Source organism: Halofilum ochraceum (genome assembly GCF_001614315.2).
Taxonomy (GTDB): domain Bacteria; phylum Pseudomonadota; class Gammaproteobacteria; order XJ16; family Halofilaceae; genus Halofilum; species Halofilum ochraceum.
The window spans coordinates 585,512-604,945 of sequence record NZ_LVEG02000001.1 but is presented as its reverse complement, the minus strand read 5'-3'; the positions used below and the strand labels follow the sequence as shown (position 1 = coordinate 604,945).

Here is a 19,434-nt window from a genome sequence, read left to right as displayed (position 1 = left end):
CGTCGCGGGTATGGAGGGGGCTCCGGCTGCGCGTGGTCGCGCTTATTCGGCGCCCTCGCCGGCGCCACGGTTACGCGATTCCTCGGTCGCTTCGACGAGCGTACGGCCGGATAGCTCCTTGAGCCTGTACCAGACGTCGTCCTCGACCTGTAGCCCGTCTTCCCAGACCCGGTTGGACTGACGCTCGAAATCTTCCGGTCGCACGACCTGCAGGAGCGTCGCCTCTTCCGGATCCGGGTGCAGTGACTGCAACATGGAGAAATGCGGCGATGCGATCAGCGTGACGGAGCGGTTGCGCGTGAGCGTGTCGTCCTGGTCCTCGATCTGGTAGAGCAGCAGGGTCGGGTAATCCTCGTACGCCCGGATCGAAACGACCTGCTCCACCACCACCGGATCCTCGCTGTTGCGCCAGAACGCCATCAGGTTCATTCCGCGGCGGGCGCACCGGGCCAGATACCCCATCATGAGCTTGCGGTTGTAGCAGTCATGGATTTTGACGACGGACAGGCCCTTGCGCCGCGCCTTCGCGTAGGCGAGATCGGCAGCGAGACTGCCACACAGCAGGATCGAATTGCCCTTGGCATCGATGACACCAAGGGACGAATCCTCGAACGACCGCGTCATCGCAGTGCGCCGCTCACTCGTGAGACGCGTCAGTGCCCGCCGCAGGGTGTCGACACCGCCGAGCCCGTGCTGCTCCAGCCAGACGACCATATCGGCCGCGTCTTCATGATCTCCGGGCGGGAACCCCAATCCCTCGAAGGCACGCCGGCAAAGGCCGGTCAGTTCATTCTGGGAGACCCTCATCCGACCACCTCTTCGGGATCCGGCATCACTGGCATGAACCAGTCGTCGTCAAAGGGCTGGCCGATATCCTCGAGCAGCGGCGCACCCTGGAACAGCGTGATCCGGACCCACCGGCTCGATCGCGGGTCGAACTTCGTGGCCCCGAAAAACGACAGTTTGCAGCGCAGCAGGTGCATCGGCAGCATGTCGCCCGCCAAAAGGTTCTTGCGGATCTCTCCGTAGGTCGTCTGCGACATGGACTGCACGCGCCGGATAATCCCCTTGAAACCCGGTCGTTCAAGCAGGAACTCGACCACCGTGGTCCGACCACCGAACTGGTCCCGGTAGCTCACCAGCGCATCGTAGGCCCGACGTACCTGGCGGGCGATATCCAGGGGCATCTCCCGGTCGTCGCCGGGCTCTTCACCACGGATACCGAGGCGGGGCTCTTCCTTTTCCGCCGAGCGATACCAGAACAGACGCGTCTGTTCCGGATCGTCGAAGTCGACCGCCAGCGCCCAGTCATAATTCGACTCGATCTCTTCAATCAGCCGATTAAGTGTCATATCGGGGACGAGATCGTACTGTTCGATCGCCCCCATGTAGAGTTCCAGTTCATCAACCCGGTGCGGATAGAGCTCGATGATCAGTGAATGCAGGAGTTCCTGCGTTTCAAGGGACCAGTGCGCCCGCGCATAGTCGGACAACTCCTGCCACAGCCGCCGCTCCTCCGGCGCCTGTTGCCGCAACCAGTCCAGGGCGCTCTCCAGCTCTTCCACCAGGGTTTGATTCTGTTCCGTCTGGCGGGCGTCATCCGAGCCGGTCTCGCGGGTGTGCTGCGCGCCACGCTCGATCAGCGTCAGCAGCCGGTCCAGACGATCCCGATCCGCGGTCTCGCCGAGACACCGCGCGATCGCCGTCTCCCGCATGAGCACCCACTGATTGATCAGCTTCGGGTGACTGATCAGAAAAGGCGCCATTCCAAGGCCGGTGGAATTGCCGATCCCGAGATAGCGCTTGAGTCGATTATCCATGCGCACGGCCGTCTCCGGCGCACGGCACGCCGCGATGTGTTCCACCTGCTCGATACTGAAGTGGCGCAGCAGGTATACCGTGAACATCTGGGCCGAGAACGGCAGGCCGAAGTCTTCCCAGTCGCGGATCTTGGGATAGTCGGCGATGCCGAATTTGCCATTCCCGTACACCGCGGTGGTGCGGTAAAGATAGCCGACCCGCGCGATCTGACGCGGATCCGGCTGCCGCCCCTCGGAAAGGGCTTGAACCATGGAATCGAAGTTGCGCACGCTGCGGTTCGCGCGCGACAGCACGATCACGCTCGCGTCACAGCGCCCGGCCTCCTGACGCGGGATGTTCTCGCGCAGGGCCTCGAGGCGCTCCTCGTCGACCTCGCCGACACACAGTGCGAAGGCACAGTCCCATGCATTGGCTATGACCCGATCCGAGCGCTGGCTGGGATCGAGATACTGGGAAAACAGAACGAATTCGTAGAGATGCTCGGGTGTGGTGATGCGATAGATCGCCGTACCGTAGCCATCGCGGTCGATATCGAACCGGCGGTTCTCCACCCGCCAGCCCTCATCCATCATCTTGCGGACGACGGTTCGGATAAAACTGATCCGGCTGCCATGGAGACTGCCCAGTCGCTCGAGCTGCATGACCTCATCGGTCGGGCGCAGCGGCACGGGCCCGGCATGCGGTGCCGGGTGTGCGGGCTGGAAGTCACGGGATTCCGGCAACATGGCGATGCCCCCTCGAAACACGACCGGGCCTCACCACGGGATTCGACCCGGTCGCTGATCTGGATGTCGTACATGGGGTGCCGAGACGGCTCGCCGACCGACACCCGGCAGCACGCGTAATGGGGCGTGGAACACGCACCGCGGGCCTTCCGGATTCCGGGAAGCCCGTCTGCGAAGCGGACGGATCCCGGAGTCATCTCGCGGGGCCGGCCGGTGCCGGCCCCGCGCACAGCCTCGGTCTAGCGTACGAGGCCCTGATTGCGCGCCATCTCGTAGGCCGCCCTCGGCCCCGTCCACAGCGAAGGCAGAACCACCAGCGACACCGGAATCGCGGTGATCACGATGAACTGCTGCAATGCGGAGATCTGGCCCGCCCCGATGAACAGCAGGATGCCCGCCATCACCGACAGCGCGATGCCCCAGAAGGCCCGCACGCCGGTATTCGGGTCGTCATGACCCGAGGCGACCATGGAGATCGTGTAGCTCATCGAGTCACCGGTCGTCGCCACGAAGATCGTGGTGAGGATCAGGATCAGGAAGGCCATCAGACCACCCAGCGGCAGCGCCTGCGCCACGGTCAGCGTCGCCACGTCGAACTGGAAGTTGGTCAGCGCTTCCTTCAGGTCGATCGCGCCATTGAGCTGGTAGTAGATGCCCGAACCGCCGAGCAGCGTGAACCAGATCGTCGTAACAATCGGTGCGGCGACCGCCACGGCCAGGATCATCTGACGCACCGTACGTCCGCGTGAAATACGCGCCACGAACAGGGCCATCAGCGGGCCATAACCGAGGAACCAGGCGAAGAAGAACACGGTCCACCACTTCATCCACCACGCGGGCGCCGTTTCGGTCGTCATCGTCGCCATCGCGAAGAAGGAGGAAACGTATTCGCCGAATCCCTGCAGCCACGCGTTCACGAGGAACAGCGTCGGGCCGAAGATCAGGATGAACGCGGCGATGCCCATGGCGAGGAACACGTTGAACCGGCTCAGGATCTGGATACCCCGGTGGATGCCGGTCACGGCGGACGTTACATAGATCGCACCGAGGATGATCAGCACGACAAGCTGCGTCGCAAACGTGTCCGGCAGACCGAAAAGGACGTTGGCGCCGTACGCGACCTGCGTCGCGAGGAAACCGATCGGGCCGACCGTGCCGGCGACGACCGCGATCACGCAGACCGAATCGACGATGCCGCCGAACGCGCCCTTCATCACCCGGTCACCGAAAATCGGATACAGCAGCGTGCGCGGCTGCAGCGGCTGACCCTTGACGTAGTGCGCGTTCACGAGCACGAGACTCGTCAGCGAGCCGAGGATCGCCCAGGCGAGGAATCCCCAGTGCATGAAGGACTGCGCCAGTGCGCCCTTGATCGCTTCGGCGGTACCCACCTCGGCATCGAACGCGGGCGGGCTCTGGGCGATGAAGTGGTATACCGGCTCACCGGCCGCGAAGAACACGCCGCCACCGGCCAGCAGCGTACACAGGATAATGGAGATCCACTTGAACGTGCTCATCTCCGGCTTGTCGAGATCGCCCATGACGGCGCTGCCGGCCGGCGAGACACAGACGCCAAGCGCGATAAAGAACGTGAGAAGCAGGAGCAACTGGAAGAAAGACCCGAGATACTGGGCCGTCCAGGTGAACCCGGAGCTCACGATCGCCCCCAACAGGTCGACATTGAAGATCGACAGGCCGACGAACAGCAGGACGAACCCGCCGCTGATCCCAAGTACCCACGGGTCACCCAGACCCGCATTCATACCCGCACGATGCGGATCATTCGTGCCGTTTCCGTTACTCATATCTACCCCCGTTTCGGGTTATCTTCATTAGCCGGCGCTTCACGCCGCCGGTTGCAGGGCATCGTCCAGAAAACGAAGCCAGTTTCCACCCATGATCCCGTCGACGTCCCCGTCGCTGAAGCCCCGATCCCGCAGGCCCTGGGCGATATTCGGGAAATCCGCGGATGACCGGAACCACGGTAACGGGTCGGGCCAGCTCGGCCGATCCACCGAACCTTCACCGTAATCCATGACCTTCGACCAGTTGCCATTACGCATCCACTGCAGCACCTCGACCGGCTGATCCTGACACAGATCGGTGCCGATCCCCAGGTGCTCCACGCCCATGACGTCGGCACTGCGCGCGATCATTTCCGTGAATTCATCGATCGCCGTCTCCGAAACATTCCGGAGATGGAACGGGTAGCAGCTGAATCCCATCAACCCGCCACTCTCGGCCAGCGCCCGCATGACCTGTTCCGACTTGTTCCTGCTGGTGTCGTGATAGAACTGCGGATTGGCATGCGAAACGACCACCGGCCGCTCGGACAGGCGGATCGCTTCCAGGGTCGAGAACTCCGCGCTGTGGGACATATCGATGACCATCCCGACGCGGTTCATCTCGGCTATCACCTGACGACCGAAGCGACTGATGCCGGGGTCCGTCTGCTCGAAACAACCCGCGCACACGAGCGACTGGTTGTTATACGACAACTGCATGATGTGCACGTTGAGCCGCTTGAGGATCGCCACCATATCGATGTCGTCCTCGATCGGCGAGCAGTTCTGGAGGCCGAGGATGATACCGGTTTTGCCGCTCTCGCGCGCCCGCCTGATGTCATCGGCGGTTTCCACCGGCATGATCAGGTCACTATGGGCCTCGAAGCGCCGATTCCAGTCGCCGATGTTCGACAGGAGCTCGCGCGCGTTCTCCCAGTACGTGGCCGTGACATGGACCGCATCGATCCCGCCCGCACGCATCTGCTCGAACACCTCGCGGCTCCAGTTGCAGTACTGGAGCCCATCGATTACCGCGGTATCATGCGCCATGGGTCCGCCTCACATCGCCCGCATGTAGGAAGTCTTGACCTCGGTATAGAACTCGCGGGCGTATTGTCCCTGCTCGCGCGGTCCATAGCTGGATTCGTTGCGGCCACCGAACGGCACGTGATAATCGGTACCCGCGGTCGGCAGGTTGATCATCACGCAGCCAAAGCGCGCGTTGCGCTTGAAATGCATCGCCGGACCAAGCGAACGGGTGACGATCCCCGCGGTCAGACCGAAGCGCGTATCATTAAGGGTCGCGAGCGCTTCATCGTAGTCGCGCACCTTGATCACGCAGGCGATGGGTCCGAACATCTCTTCCTGATTGACCGTCATCCGGTTGTGGCTGTCGGTGAACAGGGTCGGCTGGAGGAAATACCCCTCGGTGTCACGCTCGACCCGCTCGCCGCCGAAGGCGAGCGTGCAGCCTTCCTCCTTGGCCTTCTCGATCCACGCCAGATCCTGTTCCAGCTGGTTGGCGTCGACGACCGGGCCGATCTCCGTGCCCTCTTCGAGCGCATGACCCACCTTCGCTTTGCCGAGCCGCTCGACCAGCGCTTCCACGAAGCGGTCATGAATCCCTTCGGTGACGATGATCCGCGACGAGGCGGTGCATTTCTGGCCGGTGCCGGAGTAACCGCCACCGAAGGCGCACTGCACGGCGGTCTCGATATCGGCGTCGTCGAGGACAACGAGCGCGTTCTTCGAGCCCATTTCCATCTGCACCTTGGTCAGGTTCTGCATCGCCTTCGCGCCGACCTGCTTGCCGGTCTCGACCGAGCCGGTGAAGGTCAACGCATCCACGTCCGGCGATTCCACGAGCGTATTGCCGACCTGGCTGCCACGACCCATCACGAGATTGAACGTGCCCGGCGGCAGGTCCTGGCGGCTGATGATTTCCGCAACCTGGGTGGCGCTGTACGGCACGAGATTCGCGGGCTTCCAGATCACGGCGTTGCCGAACGCGAGCGCGGGCGCGATCTTCCACACCGGGGTCGCCATCGGGAAATTCCAGGGCGAGATGACCCCGACCACACCCATCGGCTCACGCCAGGTCTCGACCTCGATCCCGGGGCGGACGGAATCCGCGGTATCGCCCATCTGGCGGTGCACTTCGGCCGCGTAGTAATGGAAAAACTGGCCGGATCGGTACACCTCGCCCTTGCCCTCGGCGAAGGGCTTGCCCTCCTCGCGGGCGAGTTCGCGGCCGAGTTCGGCGGCACGATCCATCAGTTCCGTACCGATCGCCAGCAGCGCGTTGTAGCGATGCTCCAGCCCCTTGGCATACCACTGCGGCTGTGCCGCTCGGGCCGCCGCGATCGCCTCGCGGGTCTGCTCCGTCGACGCCTGTGCGAATTCGCCCAGGCTGTCCGACAGATCGGACGGATTGACGTTGCTGATGGTCGACTCGCCGTCGACCCATTCGCCATTGATGAAGTTGCGGTAGCGCGCTACGGCCATGGTTCCCCCTTGTACTCAGTAGCGGCATCGTGGAACACCACAAGCCAAAAGAACAATTATTAAGAAAAATGCTATGGTAAATAAAACTTATGATCGCAGAAGGACGGGTACTATGGTCCCCGACGTCAAACTGCAGCAGCTTCGGTATTTCGTGCTGGTGGCGGAGCTCAAGAGTTATCACGCGGCGGCGGAACGGGCGGCCCGCACGCAGCCCGCGATCTCGCTCGCGATCCGGGAGCTGGAGCACCGCCTGGGCGAGACCCTGTTCGAGCGCGGCAACAAGACCGAACTGACACCGTACGGGCGGCACTGCTATCCACCCGCGAAGGCGCTATTGGAGCATTACGGCCGGGTCGTCGATCAGATGGCGCTCGCCGCGGAGAAGCGAATGGGCTGCGCATCGATCGCCTGCGTACCCTCGTTCGCCAGCCAACTCCTGCCCCGGATCCTCGACATCTTCGCTTCACGCTACCCGGATGTGCAACTGAGCGTGGAGGATGACACCGCCCACAACGTGCAGCAGCGCGTTCTCCATCAGCGTGTGGATTTCGGGGTCGCCAGCCAGTGGGAACGCGATCCCAATGTGGATTTCCAGCCGCTGTTGCAGGACCAGATGGGCCTCGTGTGCCGACGCGATCACCCCTTGGCATTGATGGAACGTCCGCTGGAATGGGCCGATCTGGCCGGACATACGCTGATCACCAACGGTACCGTGCGCCTTCTGGACGGGACCCCCGCCCAGCAGGTCATGGCCGGAGCGCATTTCTCGGTATCCAACATCATTTCGCTGCTGGCCACGCTGCGCGCCGGGATCGGGGTAACGGCCCTGCCGCAGTTGGCGCTGCCGGACAACGACCCCGAACTGTGTTTCGTTCCGCTGACGTCCCCGCACGTGGAACGCGAGCTCGGGCTGCTGACGCCCAGGCGGCAAAGCCTGTCACCGGCGGCCGCCGCCCTCCGTGACACCATTCTCGAACTCCTGGTGCACGACCCCGAACCCGGGACCGCGCCCGCCAGCGCCGATTGACGCCCCTATACAGGTGCCCTAAATTGCTGAGCATGAAGGATAAACTGAAAACCGGGGACGCACTGGTCGTGGTCGATGTGCAGAATGACTTCTGCCCCGGCGGCGCGCTCGCCGTGACGGACGGCGATACGGTCGTACCGGTCCTCAATGGCTGGATCGAAGCGGCCGAGGCCACCGGCATACCGGTGGTCGCGTCACGCGACTGGCACCCGGAGGACCACTGCAGTTTCGCCGACCGCGACGGACCGTGGCCGCGCCACTGCGTCCGTGAAACCCCCGGTGCCGCATTCCACCCGGAGCTTGCACTGCCGCACGATGCAATCATCGTCAGCAAAGGCCGCGACCGGGAACGGGACAATTACTCGGCCTTCGACGACACGGGCCTGGCCGATCGTCTGCACGGCCTCGGCGTGCACCGCCTTTTTATCGGCGGTCTCGCCCAGGACGTCTGCGTCAAGGCGACCGTCATCGACGCCTGCGACGCGGGTTTCGAGGCCCACCTGATCCGCAACGCTACCCGTGCCGTCGATGTGTCGCCCGGCGACGGTGAGCGCGCCCTGGAGGCCATGCGCGCCGCCGGCGCCCGGATCGACGACGCCGCGTGAGCACTCGGAGCGACCACAACGGGACAGCGCCGTCCGCGCTGTTCACGGATCTGTACGAACTGTCGATGGCGCAGGCCTATGTCGCCGACGGCCTGAACGAACCGGCATCGTTCGAGATCTTCTATCGCGATCCCGGACCGCAGCGCGGGTATGTTCTCGCGGGCGGTCTCGAGGCCGTGCTGACGGCACTCGAGGGCTTCGCCCTGCGTTCGGACGAACTCGAATATCTCGCGGGCACGGGCCTGTTCAGCGACGCATTCATCGATTGGCTGCGCGCGGTCCGTTTCGACGGCGACATCGACGCGATGCCCGAGGGCACGGCTGTGTTCCCGAACGAGCCGGTCCTGCGCGTGACCGCCCCGCTGCCGGTGGCGCAGATCCTGGAGACCCGCGTCCTCAACGCGGTCCACTACGACTCACTGATCCTGACCAAGGCGGCCCGGATCGTCGACGCCGCCGGTGGCCGCGGTGTGGTCGATTTCGGCGCCCGCCGGGCGCACGGGTTCGACGCCTCCGTGGCGGCCGCACGGGCCAGCTGGATCGCCGGCTGTGGCGGCACCTCGAACATGGTCGCCGGCCAACGCTATGGACTCCCGGTCGTCGGCACCATGGCCCACAGCTATGTCGAGGCCTTCCCCGACGAGTTGAGCGCCTTTCGCGCATTCGCCCGCCACTACCCGGAAACCACCCTGCTGGTCGACACCTACGACACCCTCGGCGGCGTGGAGAACGTCCTCCGTCTGGCCGATGAGCTCGGCAGCGAGTTCCGTGTGCGGGCCATCCGGATCGATTCCGGCGATCTCGACAGACTGAGCCGGGCGGCCCGTGAACGCCTTGATGCCGCCGGCCACGAGGGTATCCGGATCATCGTATCCGGCGGTCTCGGCGAGCAGCGCATCGCGGAACTGGTCGAGAAAGGGGCGCCCATCGACGGGTTCGGGGTCGGCACGGATCTGGTCGTTTCACGCGACGCCCCGACGCTGGATTTCGCCTACAAGCTGGTCAGCTACGCCGGCCAGCCGCGGCTCAAGGCCTCGCCCGACAAGATCAGCCTTCCGGGGGCCAAGCAGGTATTCCGCCGCTGGTCCGAAGGCGGGTTCGCGGGTGACACGATCGCCGGGAGCGGCGAGGCCCTGGCCGGTGAACCACTGCTGCAGCCCGTGATGCGGGACGGGCAGCGGCTGGATCCGCCGGAGAGCCTGGCTACGATGCGCGAGCGCGCCACGAAGCAACGCAGCGCGCTGCCACGGCGACTGCGTGAGCCCGTACCGACGGGGGATCCCTATCCGGTCACGGTCAGTCAGGCCCTGCAACGGGAGACCGAGCGACTGCGCGCGGCCCACCGCCCGTCAACGGCCGACGACAAACCGGGCGACGACGACTGACTCCGGGCAGACCTCCGCCCGCCGCGCCGCTAACCGACTTCGACGACCTCGCCCCCGGTTGCACGGATAAGATCCGTAAGCGTCATAGAGAAGACGGTTTCCGGCGTGCCAGCAGCCGCCCAGATCGTGGCATAGCGTTCCAGTCGGCGATCGATCAGGGTCGGGAGATCCTGATTATGACCGAATGGCGGCACGCCGCCGATCGCATAGCCGGCCGCGTCGCGCACGAACCGGGCGTCGCCGAGTGCGACCGGGCCACCGACACGCTCGCCGACCCGCGCTTCATCGACCCGGCCATCGCCCGTGCCGAGCACGAGCAGCGGTTGCGCCCCGGGACCGGAAAACACCAGCGACTTCACGATGGCACCCGTGGCGCATCCGAGTGCCGCGGCCGCGTCATCGGCCGTACGGGCACTCGCATCGAGCGTGACGATGGTATCGGTCAGCCGTCGCTGCATCAGGGCCGCGCGGAACCGGTCGACGCTCTTGCCCGCCATCAGAACAGGCGCCGCTCGACCGGCCGGAACAGCTGCACCAGCGCGATCAGCGTGAGGACGACGAACAGGAACAGCGTCCACGCGGGGATGGAGAGCCCGAGGAACTGCCACTGGATATCGGCGCAGGAGCCCGAACCCCGAAGGGCCATGTCGATCGCCTGCTGGAGCGGGAAATTCTCCAGCATGTAGTCGAGGCTGGGACCGCAGGCGGGGACCTGATCGGCCGGCAGGCTCTGCAGCCACAGATGACGGCCACCCACCGCCAGCCCGAATGCCAGCGGCAACAGGGTGAGCCCGGCGTAGACACGGCGGCCATTGCCGCGGGGGCCATGCAATGCGGCCAGCAGGAAGATCACCCCCGCCGTGGAGAACGCGACCCGATCGAGTATGCATAGTGGACAGGGCTCGAGATCGAGCCGCATCTGCAACCACAGGATGCCGTAGGCGAGCGCGCCGAAACACACCGCCGCGCCGGCGGCATTCAGCGCACGCTCGCCCACCATCAGGCGCGCTGCCACTCGGTCGAGAGCTGGAGCTGGCTTGCGGTATTGCGGACCGCGGCGATACAGGCGTCCGCCCGGCTCTCGGGCAACCAGACCGCGAGGCGGATGACATAGGTCGATCCGCTGCCGCTCGGGATGCGCTCGGCGTTCAGGCGGACGATATTCGCTTCGTAGTCGCCGAAAACCTCGGTCAGGCGCGTGACCAGACCGGGCTGATCATCGCCACGGATGGTAATGCGGTGGGTAATCCGGGCCGACGGGCCGTGGACGGGCGCGATATCGAACTGCTCGACGCGGATATCCGCGCCATCGAGCTCCGGCAGTTCTTTCAGCCGCTGCTCGATCTCCGCGATTTCCACCGGTACCGGTTCCTCGACCACCACCGTGAATTCCGCCCCGGTCCCGAGCACGGCGAAGGTGGTATCCCCGAGGTTGAGGCCCAGATCGAACAGGCAGCCGGATACCGACGAGACCAGGCCGGGCTCGTCGCGGGCGAACAACTGGATCAGCAGGCTTTTCCGGGCCGTCATGCAGCACTGTCCTCCTGTAAAGTCTTGATCTTACGAGTCCGCCATGACCCTGTCGACCGCGCGGACGCTCACTGCACCACAGCGTCTGCGGCGCCTTCCTGCAGCCGCGCCAGGGCGGCGGCATCCGGATTGTGCAGGACACCGTATTCGGTCACCAGCACATCGATCAGCGCCGCCGGGGTCACATCGAACACCGGATTCCATGCGCGGGCATCGGGCGGGGCCACCCGCTGCCCGGCCCAGGCCAGGACCTCGTCTTCGGGCCGGGTTTCGATCGGAATCGACCCGCCATCCGCGGTCGCCGGATCGATGGTCGATGCCGGGGCGGCGACCATGAAACGAACGCCGTAGTGGCGCGCCAGAACGGCCAGCCCACAGGTCCCGATCTTGTTGGCCACATCACCGTTGGCGGCGACCCGGTCGGCCCCGACAACGACCCATCCGATCCGGCCACTGGCCATCAGCGCCGCCGCGGCGCCGTCGACGATCACCCGGCCGTCGATCCCCTCGCGGGCGAGTTCCCATGCGGTCAGGCGCGCGCCCTGCAGCCACGGACGCGTTTCGCCCATGAACACGGCGTCGATCCGGCCATCGGCCCAGCCGGCCCGGATGACACCGAGCGCGGTCCCGAACCCGCCGGTTGCCAGAGCCCCGGTGTTGCAGTGGGTCAACACGCCCGTCGGGCCGTCGATCTCCGCTGCGCCGGCCACACCGAGTGTGTGGTTTGCGGCCAGATCCTCGGCGTGCATCGTCTCGGCTTCGCGGACGAGGCGCGCGGCGCGTTCGTCGGGCCCCGCCGCGGCCGCCACCCGGCTCATCCGCTCCAGCGCCCAGTGCAGGTTGATCGCGGTCGGCCGCGCCTGTCCCAGCGTGGCCACGGCCGAGCCGAGATCGGTGCCGGTGCGGGCGGCGAGCGCAACGCCGTAGGCGGCCGCGATTCCGATCGCGGGCGCGCCGCGCACGACCATGTCCCGGATCGCAGCGGCGACCGCCGGCGCATCGGCACAGTCCACCCAGGCCTCCTCGAGTGGCAGCCGGCGCTGATCGAGCAGCGCCAGGCGATCGCCGTGCCAGACCATCGCACGTACGCTGTCGACGGAAACGTCAGGGGACATTCGTATTCACTCCACGCAACTGTCCGGCAGTGTACAAGGCCGCCGCGGACACGACCACGACGATCCGGCGGCAAAAGCGGCCATGGCGCCTTGTCCGGCCGATACCCCGGCGGTATCGTGCATGGCCATGAACGAGCCCCAGGATTGCCCCGATACCCTGCTCCTGCCGAGCTGGGTGGTCACCGTCGACGAAGCCGATCGCGTCCTCCCCGGTCATGCGGTGGCCGTGCGTGACGGCATCATCGCCGCGATACTCCCCGGCGAGGAGGCGCAGCGCCGCTGGCCCGATGCGGAAACCGTAGACCTGACCGGCCACGCCCTGATGCCGGGAATGGTCAACGCCCATACGCACGCCGCCATGTCGCTGCTGCGCGGTCTGGCCGATGACCTGCCGCTGATGCAGTGGCTGCAGGAACACATCTGGCCGGCAGAGGGCCGCTGGGTCGATGAGTCGTTCGTCCATGACGGCAGCGGCCTCGCCTTCGCCGAGATGCTGCGCGGCGGGACCACCTGCCTCAACGACATGTATTTCTTCCCCGAGGTCACTGCACGGCTGGCCGAAGAGATCGGCATGCGCGCGGTGGTCGGCATGATCGTGCTCGATTTCCCGACCCAGTATGCCGACGGACCGGATCAGTACTTCGAGAAGGGGCTGGCGCTGCACGATCGCTACCGCAGCAATGCGATGATCCATACGGCGTTCGCGCCGCACGCGCCGTACACCGTTTCCGACGAGCCGCTCGAACGGGTCCGCATGTACGCGGACGAGCTGGATGTACCGATCCAGATGCACGTCCAAGAGACCCGGGGCGAGTGCGACCGGGCCATGGCCGATCACGGGGAGCGCCCGCTCGCGCGGCTCGAACGGCTGGGCCTGCTTTCGCCAGGCTTCGCGGCGGTCCACATGACGGTCGCGGAAGACGACGAGATCGAGGCCTTCGCCCGCACCGGCGCCAGCGTGATTCACTGCCCGGAGTCCAATCTCAAGCTCGCCAGTGGTTTCGCTCCGGTTCAGCGATTGCAGAAAGCGGGCATCAATGTGGCACTCGGCACGGATGGGGCCGCCTCGAACAACGACCTCGACATGTTCGGCGAGATGCGCACCGCCGCCCTGATCGCGAAGGCCGTGGCCGAAGATGCGGAGGCCGTCCCGGCCGATGTCGCACTGCGCATGGCGACCATCAACGGCGCGCGGGCGATCGGGCTCGGGGAGGTGACGGGCTCGATCGAGGAAGGCAAGGCGGCCGATCTTGTCGCCGTCGATCTGACACCGCTCGAGACCCGGCCAATCTACGATGTCGTCTCGCAGCTCGTGTACGCCACCGGCCGTCACCAGGTCAGCGATGTCTGGATCGCCGGACGCCCGCAGGTCCGAAATGGCCAGCTCGTGACTCTGGACCCGGACGATCTCGCGAACCGCACGGCCGCATGGCAGGAGCGGATCGGTGGCGCCCGCTGAGCAATCGAACGGAGATTCGGGTATGGACAACGCCGATCCGGCCGAACTGCGCAAGTTCTCCGACCTCGCCAGCCGCTGGTGGGATCCGGAGGGCGAATGTGCCCCCCTGCACGCGATCAACCCCCTGCGGCTCGGCTGGATCGAACGCCAGGCCGGCGGGCTTTCCGGTCGGCGGGTCGCGGACGTCGGCTGCGGCGGCGGGATCCTGGCCGAGTCCATGGCCCTGCGCGGCGCCGACGTGGTCGGTATCGACCTCGCCACCGAGGCGCTCACGGCCGCGCGAACGCACGCCAGCGAGCACGACGTTGCGGTCGACTACCGTGAACAGTCCGCCGAAGACCTGGCCGCGAGCGAACCGGAATCGTTCGATGTCGTCACCTGCATGGAGATGCTGGAACACGTGCCGGATCCCGCCGCGATCGTGCGCGCCTGCGCCGCGCTGTTGCGCCCCGGCGGCACGGTCGTGTTCTCGACCATCAATCGCACCCCGAAGGCCTGGCTGTTCGCGATCGTCGGGGCCGAGTATCTGCTGGGGTTACTGCCGCGGGGCACCCACGAATACGCCCGCCTCATCCGGCCATCGGAACTCGCCACCTGGGCCCGCAATGCCGATCTCGACGTCACGGCCGAGCGCGGACTGACCTACAATCCGCTGACCCGCCGTTATCATCTCGGGGACGACATCGACGTGAACTACATGCTCGCCTGCCATGCATCGACCGATGCATAAGCGCGAACTGATCCTGTTCGACCTCGACGGTACGCTGATCGACACCGCGCCCGACATGGCCGCGGCGCTCAACGACCTGCTGGCGGCCGAGGGCCACGACCCGCTGCCCTTCGCCGACATTCGCCCCCACGTATCGCACGGCGCGGCCGGCCTGCTCCGGGTCGGCTTCGGCGACCATGGCGATACCGCCGATTCCGGCCGCCTGCGGACATCGTTCCTGGATCGCTATCAGGCGAATCTGGCCGGCGCCTCGAGGCCGTTCCCCGGGATCGCCGAACTGCTGCAGCGGATCGAGGACGAAGGGCGCGCCTGGGGGGTCGTCACCAATAAGCCCGGCTGGCTGACCGAACCGCTGCTGCGCCTGCTCGGCCTGGATACGCGCGCCGCGGTGATCGTCTCCGGCGACACCCTGGCCCAGCGCAAGCCCGACCCGGCACCGCTGCTGTACGCCTGCAGCCAGACCGGCCATGCGCCGGCCCAGACGGTTTATGTAGGCGACGCGGAACGCGACGTCGCCGCCGGCATCGCCGCCGGCATGGACACCTTCGTAGCCCTCTACGGCTACCTCGGCCCGGAAGACCACCCCCACGAGTGGGGTGCCTCAGCCCTGCTGGAACACCCCGACGACCTTTGGCCCCACCTCAGCCGCCCCGCGTCGACCGTGGAGGTGCCATGAATGTCGGATCGGAGAACCGGAAACCCGAATGGTGCTTCACGGAACTCATGGTCAGACCTAAGCGTGTAAAGAAGAGAACCACGAATGAACACGAATGAACACGAATGTTGCTTCGATGTTCGCAAGCGTTACTGGAGCTTCGCTGACGCGGCGGTGCAACCAGTTACCACCTGAATATCTCTGCGGATCGGGTTCAGCAAAATCCAGAATCCGAATCGGGTCGGTACCATCCCGGTCTCAGCGAAGCTCCCGGAGACCGCACACGCCCCAGAAAATATTCGTGTCCATTCGTGTTCATTCGTGGTTCCCGGTTTTCCTTCAGGAAACCCAACGATTCACTCGGACTGGAGTTCTTCCTTGACCGTTTCGGCGCCTTCGCGAACCGCATCGCCGGCTTTATCCACTGCGGTGCCGGTTTCTTCGGCGGCCTGGCGCATGGTGCGATCGAGGCGTTCGGAGAGGGTGACCCGGGCGAACGGATTGGACAGCAGCGGCTGGCCCTTGCCGATGTTCATGCCGAACCACAGACCGACCAGGCCGCCCACGAGCAGGCCCACGGCGAATCCGCGCAACAGTTTCCTCATCAAAGTCCTCCCGGGTTTCGGCGGCATGCAGGCGGAATCCTAGCATATGGCATCTTCCGTCTCTGACGCCTACCGCGAATGCCGGGCACTGGCCCAATCGCATTACGAGAACTTCCCGGTCGCCTCGCATCTGCTGCCGCGCCGTATGCGCGATCCGGTTGCCGCGGTCTACGTATTTGCACGGCGTGCCGATGACCTGGCCGATGAGGGAACAAAGAGCGACGAAACACGGCTGAGGGCTCTGGATGCCATGGCGACCGATCTGGACGCGACCGCCGCCGGTCGACCTCCGGATGACGCCCTGTGGCGAGCCTTGGCCGATGCGATCCCGCGGTACAGCCTGCCGCTGTCGCCGTTCCATGATCTGCTGTCGGCTTTTCGGCAGGACGTCACGCAGCACCGTTTCAATACCTTTGACGATCTGCGTGATTACGCGCGGCGCTCTGCGGACCCGGTCGGACGCCTGCTATTGCATCTGGCCGACCAGCCCACGCCCGGCAACATCAGCGATTCCGACCGGATCTGTACCGGCCTGCAGTTGATCAATTTCCTCCAGGATCTGCACCAGGATTTCATCGAGCGCGACCGCCTCTATATTCCGCGTGCGGATCTGCTCGCTTTCGGCGTAACCGAACAGCGGCTGCGGTCGGGACCCGGCGATGCGGATATCGACGCCCTGCTCGCGCATCAGATTGAACGCGCGGGCGCCTGGCTGTATGCGGGGCGGCATCTACCGGGGCGACTGCCCGGACGTTTCGGCCTGGAGATTCGCCTGATCGTGCGCGGCGGCTGGCGGATCGTCGAACGCCTGCGGGCGACCAAACCCGGTGCACCGTTCGCTCGGCCACGGCTTGGCCCGGCCGATCGGGCCTGGATCGCCCGCGGACTGCTGCCGGGGGCCGTACTCGGGGGCGTGCAACCGCCACGGGAAGTGGCGGCAAGCGAGTCCGTGGAGTGATTCTGGGCGCCGTGCACGGCGGGTTCTCGCAGAGTAGCAGAGCGCGCGACGGACTGGCGCTGTAGGAGCGGGCTTGCCCGCGAACCGTTTTCCACAGCCCCGATGCAGTGCCACGCCCCGGCGCGATCAATTGCCGGCAGGTTCTCTGATCAACGAAGGAACCGCTGGCCATTGCCACGGCATCCGGCGCGACCCGGGTCGGACGGCGGTTCGCGGGCAAGCCCGCTCCTACAGGATGCAAGGCTCGGCGACTGTGCGTGAATCGCCTGTAACCGTCCTTCTTCGCGTCACTTTGCGCTCTCCGCGCCTTGGCGAGACCCCATTCCCCCCGTCAAACGCTGATCAGGTCCACCCCGTGGCGATGCAGGGAGACCGCGCCCGCCTCCGTCACCTCGACCGTCTGCCCAAGCGTCATGGCATGTCCGGTGTCGGAATTCACCAGAATAATGTGAATGAAAAAGGCCATGCCCGCCTCGATCACGGTCGGATTGCCGGAATAGAACATCGGCCAGTCCATCCACATCGGCGCGAACGTCGCGCCCATTGAATAGCCGCAGGCGTTAAGGCGGTGCGGCCGCAAACCGGCGTCATCAACGACGCGCGCGTGCGCATCGAACACCGACCCGACCGTGCCGCCGGGTCTGCATGCCTCCATGCAGGCCGCCATGGCGTCGGCCGCAGCCGTATGCATGTGCCGGTGCTCGGCGTCGACGTTACCCACGAGGATCGTGCGCATCATGGCGGCGTGATAGCGCCGATAGACACCGGCCCATTCCAGCGTCAGCTGATCCTGCTCATCGAGCGATCGCCGGCCGCTGAAATACCGGCACAACAGCGCGTCGCGTCCGGAACCGATAATGAATTCATTGCCCGGATAATCACCGCCGCCGCGGAAAACCGCGCCCTGCATATCGGCCAGGATATCGCCCTCCCAGGCGGCCGGCCCGGCATGCAACAGGGCCGCATCCAGCGCGTCATCGGCGAGGCCGGCGGCGCGCCGGATATAGGCCATTTCGGTCGGGCTCTTGACCGCCCGCTGGCGGCTGATCAGTTCGGATGCGTCATCCGTCGTGCAGAACCCCTCGAATGCCGCATCGAGACGGCGCGCATTGCGGCCGGTCAATCCGTACGCTTCGTACTCCACCCCCAGGCGTTTCCCCCGCAGGCCCAGCTCATCCAGCACCGCACGCAGATCTTCCGCCGGATTGACGCCCTCTCGGTCCACCCAGACACGGATGTCGCTGATGACCGAGGTGTGTTCCGCCTGACGGCGATCCGGTTCACGGGTGAGGAGCATCATGCGGCCATCGGTATCGATCACCAGGCACTGGAAGAAGCAGTAACCAAAGGTGTCGAACCCCGACAGCCAGTACATGCTCTCCTGACGAAAACACAGCAGCGCGTCGAGACCCTGCCGCCCAAGCTCGGCACCGACCGCGGCCTGGCGCTGCCCGAGTTCCTCCGCCGTGAAATGGATCGCCATGGACTACTCCCGTTCCGCAATGCCCGCGCAACGTATCACAGCCGGCACATCCGCGCGCTACTGCATGGGCGGGCGGATTGCTCCGTAACGGCCGACATCAGGAATCCCGTGATCCACGGCATGCCAGGCTCACGATTCCGCACGCGTCGACAGCAGCACGCCGACGATCACGAGTATCGCGCCCATGATCTGCCCCATACCGAGATTCTCACCCAGCAGGAGCGCCGCCCCGAGTACCGTGAAAATGGGCTCCGCATTGAACATGATCGATGACTGCGGCGCACCGGCGGAACGGATGGCGAAAAACTGCAGGCACACCGCGAGGATGTAGAAAACGCCGACACCGAACAACGCCGTGATCGCTACCGGAGCGGCCGGCAGCGCGATCCCCCCGGTCCCGCCGACATACACGACGACGGCCACCCCGCACAGCAGATGCAGATTGAAGCTGAACGTGAACATATCCTGATCGACGACCAGCCGCCGGCTCATCAGGAAGGTCGTCATCAGCGCGACGGCCGCCGTCAGGGCGAGCGCACAACCGCGCCAGTCGAGACCACCGAGATCGGGACCGAGCGCAAGGGCGAGGCCCGCGAAGGCGATCAGCGCCGCGCCCAGCGTCACGGGCTCGGGCCGGCGCCGTGCGAGTAATGGCCCGATCAGTGCGACCTGGACGGGAAACGTGAAAAAGATCAGTACAGCGAGGCTGACCGGGATATAGTAGAACGACGCCATATAGCAGACGTTGACCGTCAACCACGCGCACGCAATCACCACGGTCGGTCGCCATTCCCGTGTCGGCACCATCCATGGGCGGCGCAGGTATGCCACCACGGCGAGCGTACCGAACAGCCCGAACAGCAGCCGCGCGGCGATGACACTCGCCGGCGTGACGCCGCCGGAATAGACGAACCCCGCGAGCATCGACACCCCCGCGAACGAGGTCGCCGATGCGAGGGCCGCCAGACGCCCCACGGTGGATACCGACAGCCCCGGGCTCATCCGGGTTTCCACCCACTCACGACAAACGAATTTGCGAACACCGGT

At 65.6% G+C, this 19,434-nt stretch carries 19 protein-coding genes; 7 read left to right on the top strand and 12 right to left on the bottom strand.

Annotation, left to right across the window (positions count from 1 at the left end; translation table 11 throughout):
- Positions 1-42 precede the first annotated feature (42 nt).
- The 5 genes from A0W70_RS02725 to A0W70_RS02705 all read right to left on the bottom strand — a co-directional run bounded on the left by A0W70_RS02725 (position 43) and on the right by A0W70_RS02705 (position 6,835).
- A complete protein-coding gene (locus A0W70_RS02725; RefSeq protein ID WP_070988076.1) occupies positions 43-807 on the bottom strand; it encodes a DUF3726 domain-containing protein in 765 nt (254 codons plus the stop codon).
- Entirely contained in the window at positions 804-2,546 is a 1,743-nt protein-coding gene (locus tag A0W70_RS02720; RefSeq protein WP_217495363.1) for a hypothetical protein, read from the bottom strand. Before A0W70_RS02720 ends, A0W70_RS02725 begins: the two co-directional genes overlap by 4 nt.
- 239 nt (positions 2,547-2,785) lie before the next feature.
- Positions 2,786-4,351, bottom strand: coding sequence for a BCCT family transporter (locus tag A0W70_RS02715; RefSeq protein ID WP_070988073.1), 1,566 nt, complete (start codon positions 4,349-4,351; stop codon positions 2,786-2,788).
- A gap of 39 nt (positions 4,352-4,390) precedes the next feature.
- The gene (locus A0W70_RS02710) at positions 4,391-5,380 is read right to left on the bottom strand and encodes a membrane dipeptidase (RefSeq protein ID WP_070988070.1); all 990 of its coding nucleotides are present in this window, start codon (positions 5,378-5,380) and stop codon (positions 4,391-4,393) included.
- 9 nt (positions 5,381-5,389) lie between these two features.
- Positions 5,390-6,835 carry an aldehyde dehydrogenase family protein gene (locus tag A0W70_RS02705; RefSeq protein ID WP_070988068.1) on the bottom strand — a complete coding sequence of 482 codons (1,446 nt, stop codon included), beginning with the start codon at positions 6,833-6,835 and terminating at the stop codon, positions 5,390-5,392.
- 112 nt (positions 6,836-6,947) lie between these two features.
- On the opposite strand from A0W70_RS02705, the gene A0W70_RS02700 reads away from it, so the two are divergent.
- From A0W70_RS02700 to A0W70_RS02690, 3 genes are read left to right on the top strand one after another with little or no spacing between them, the layout of a single operon-like run.
- Positions 6,948-7,862 carry a LysR substrate-binding domain-containing protein gene (locus A0W70_RS02700; RefSeq protein ID WP_070988066.1) on the top strand — a complete coding sequence of 305 codons (915 nt, stop codon included), beginning with the start codon at positions 6,948-6,950 and terminating at the stop codon, positions 7,860-7,862.
- Between the two features lie 32 nt (positions 7,863-7,894).
- Positions 7,895-8,467: a nicotinamidase gene (locus A0W70_RS02695; protein WP_070988064.1), complete on the top strand. Its 573-nt coding sequence runs from the start codon at positions 7,895-7,897 to the stop codon at positions 8,465-8,467.
- Positions 8,464-9,852: a nicotinate phosphoribosyltransferase gene (locus A0W70_RS02690; RefSeq protein ID WP_075109817.1), complete on the top strand. Its 1,389-nt coding sequence runs from the start codon at positions 8,464-8,466 to the stop codon at positions 9,850-9,852. The genes A0W70_RS02695 and A0W70_RS02690 overlap by 4 nt, the downstream gene beginning before the upstream one ends.
- Positions 9,853-9,881: 29 nt before the next feature.
- Here the strand turns inward: A0W70_RS02690 and A0W70_RS02685 are convergent, their stop codons facing one another.
- From A0W70_RS02685 to mtnA, 4 genes are all read right to left on the bottom strand, one after another.
- Positions 9,882-10,349: a YbaK/EbsC family protein gene (locus A0W70_RS02685; protein ID WP_070988062.1), complete on the bottom strand. Its 468-nt coding sequence runs from the start codon at positions 10,347-10,349 to the stop codon at positions 9,882-9,884.
- Positions 10,349-10,852: a disulfide bond formation protein B gene (locus A0W70_RS02680; protein ID WP_070988280.1), complete on the bottom strand. Its 504-nt coding sequence runs from the start codon at positions 10,850-10,852 to the stop codon at positions 10,349-10,351. Before A0W70_RS02680 ends, A0W70_RS02685 begins: the two co-directional genes overlap by 1 nt.
- Positions 10,852-11,382, bottom strand: coding sequence for a glycine cleavage system transcriptional repressor (locus A0W70_RS02675; protein ID WP_070988060.1), 531 nt, complete (start codon positions 11,380-11,382; stop codon positions 10,852-10,854). The genes A0W70_RS02680 and A0W70_RS02675 overlap by 1 nt, the downstream gene beginning before the upstream one ends.
- A 68-nt stretch (positions 11,383-11,450) precedes the next feature.
- A complete protein-coding gene (gene mtnA, locus A0W70_RS02670; RefSeq protein WP_070988058.1) occupies positions 11,451-12,497 on the bottom strand; it encodes an S-methyl-5-thioribose-1-phosphate isomerase in 1,047 nt (348 codons plus the stop codon).
- 121 nt (positions 12,498-12,618) lie between these two features.
- Between mtnA and A0W70_RS02665 the strand changes: the two genes are divergently transcribed.
- From A0W70_RS02665 to gph, 3 genes are read left to right on the top strand one after another with little or no spacing between them, the layout of a single operon-like run.
- Entirely contained in the window at positions 12,619-13,956 is a 1,338-nt protein-coding gene (locus tag A0W70_RS02665; protein ID WP_245675790.1) for a TRZ/ATZ family hydrolase, read from the top strand.
- Positions 13,957-13,978: 22 nt separating this feature from the next.
- On the top strand, positions 13,979-14,686 hold the full coding sequence (gene ubiG / locus A0W70_RS02660) for a bifunctional 2-polyprenyl-6-hydroxyphenol methylase/3-demethylubiquinol 3-O-methyltransferase UbiG (protein WP_070988056.1): 708 nt from the start codon (positions 13,979-13,981) through the stop codon (positions 14,684-14,686).
- Positions 14,679-15,362 carry a phosphoglycolate phosphatase gene (gene gph / locus A0W70_RS02655; RefSeq protein ID WP_070988054.1) on the top strand — a complete coding sequence of 228 codons (684 nt, stop codon included), beginning with the start codon at positions 14,679-14,681 and terminating at the stop codon, positions 15,360-15,362. Before ubiG ends, gph begins: the two co-directional genes overlap by 8 nt.
- A 335-nt stretch (positions 15,363-15,697) precedes the next feature.
- Here gph and A0W70_RS02650 read toward each other — a convergent pair whose 3' ends face one another.
- A complete protein-coding gene (locus A0W70_RS02650; RefSeq protein WP_070988052.1) occupies positions 15,698-15,946 on the bottom strand; it encodes a hypothetical protein in 249 nt (82 codons plus the stop codon).
- Between the two features lie 46 nt (positions 15,947-15,992).
- On the opposite strand from A0W70_RS02650, the gene hpnC reads away from it, so the two are divergent.
- Positions 15,993-16,904 carry a squalene synthase HpnC gene (gene hpnC / locus A0W70_RS02645; RefSeq protein ID WP_070988051.1) on the top strand — a complete coding sequence of 304 codons (912 nt, stop codon included), beginning with the start codon at positions 15,993-15,995 and terminating at the stop codon, positions 16,902-16,904.
- Between the two features lie 331 nt (positions 16,905-17,235).
- On the opposite strand, the gene A0W70_RS02640 is transcribed toward hpnC, so the two are convergent.
- On the bottom strand, positions 17,236-18,387 hold the full coding sequence (locus tag A0W70_RS02640; RefSeq protein WP_070988049.1) for a M24 family metallopeptidase: 1,152 nt from the start codon (positions 18,385-18,387) through the stop codon (positions 17,236-17,238).
- Positions 18,388-18,516: 129 nt separating this feature from the next.
- Positions 18,517-19,389 carry a DMT family transporter gene (locus tag A0W70_RS02635; protein WP_070988047.1) on the bottom strand — a complete coding sequence of 291 codons (873 nt, stop codon included), beginning with the start codon at positions 19,387-19,389 and terminating at the stop codon, positions 18,517-18,519.
- Positions 19,390-19,434: the final 45 nt, after the last annotated feature.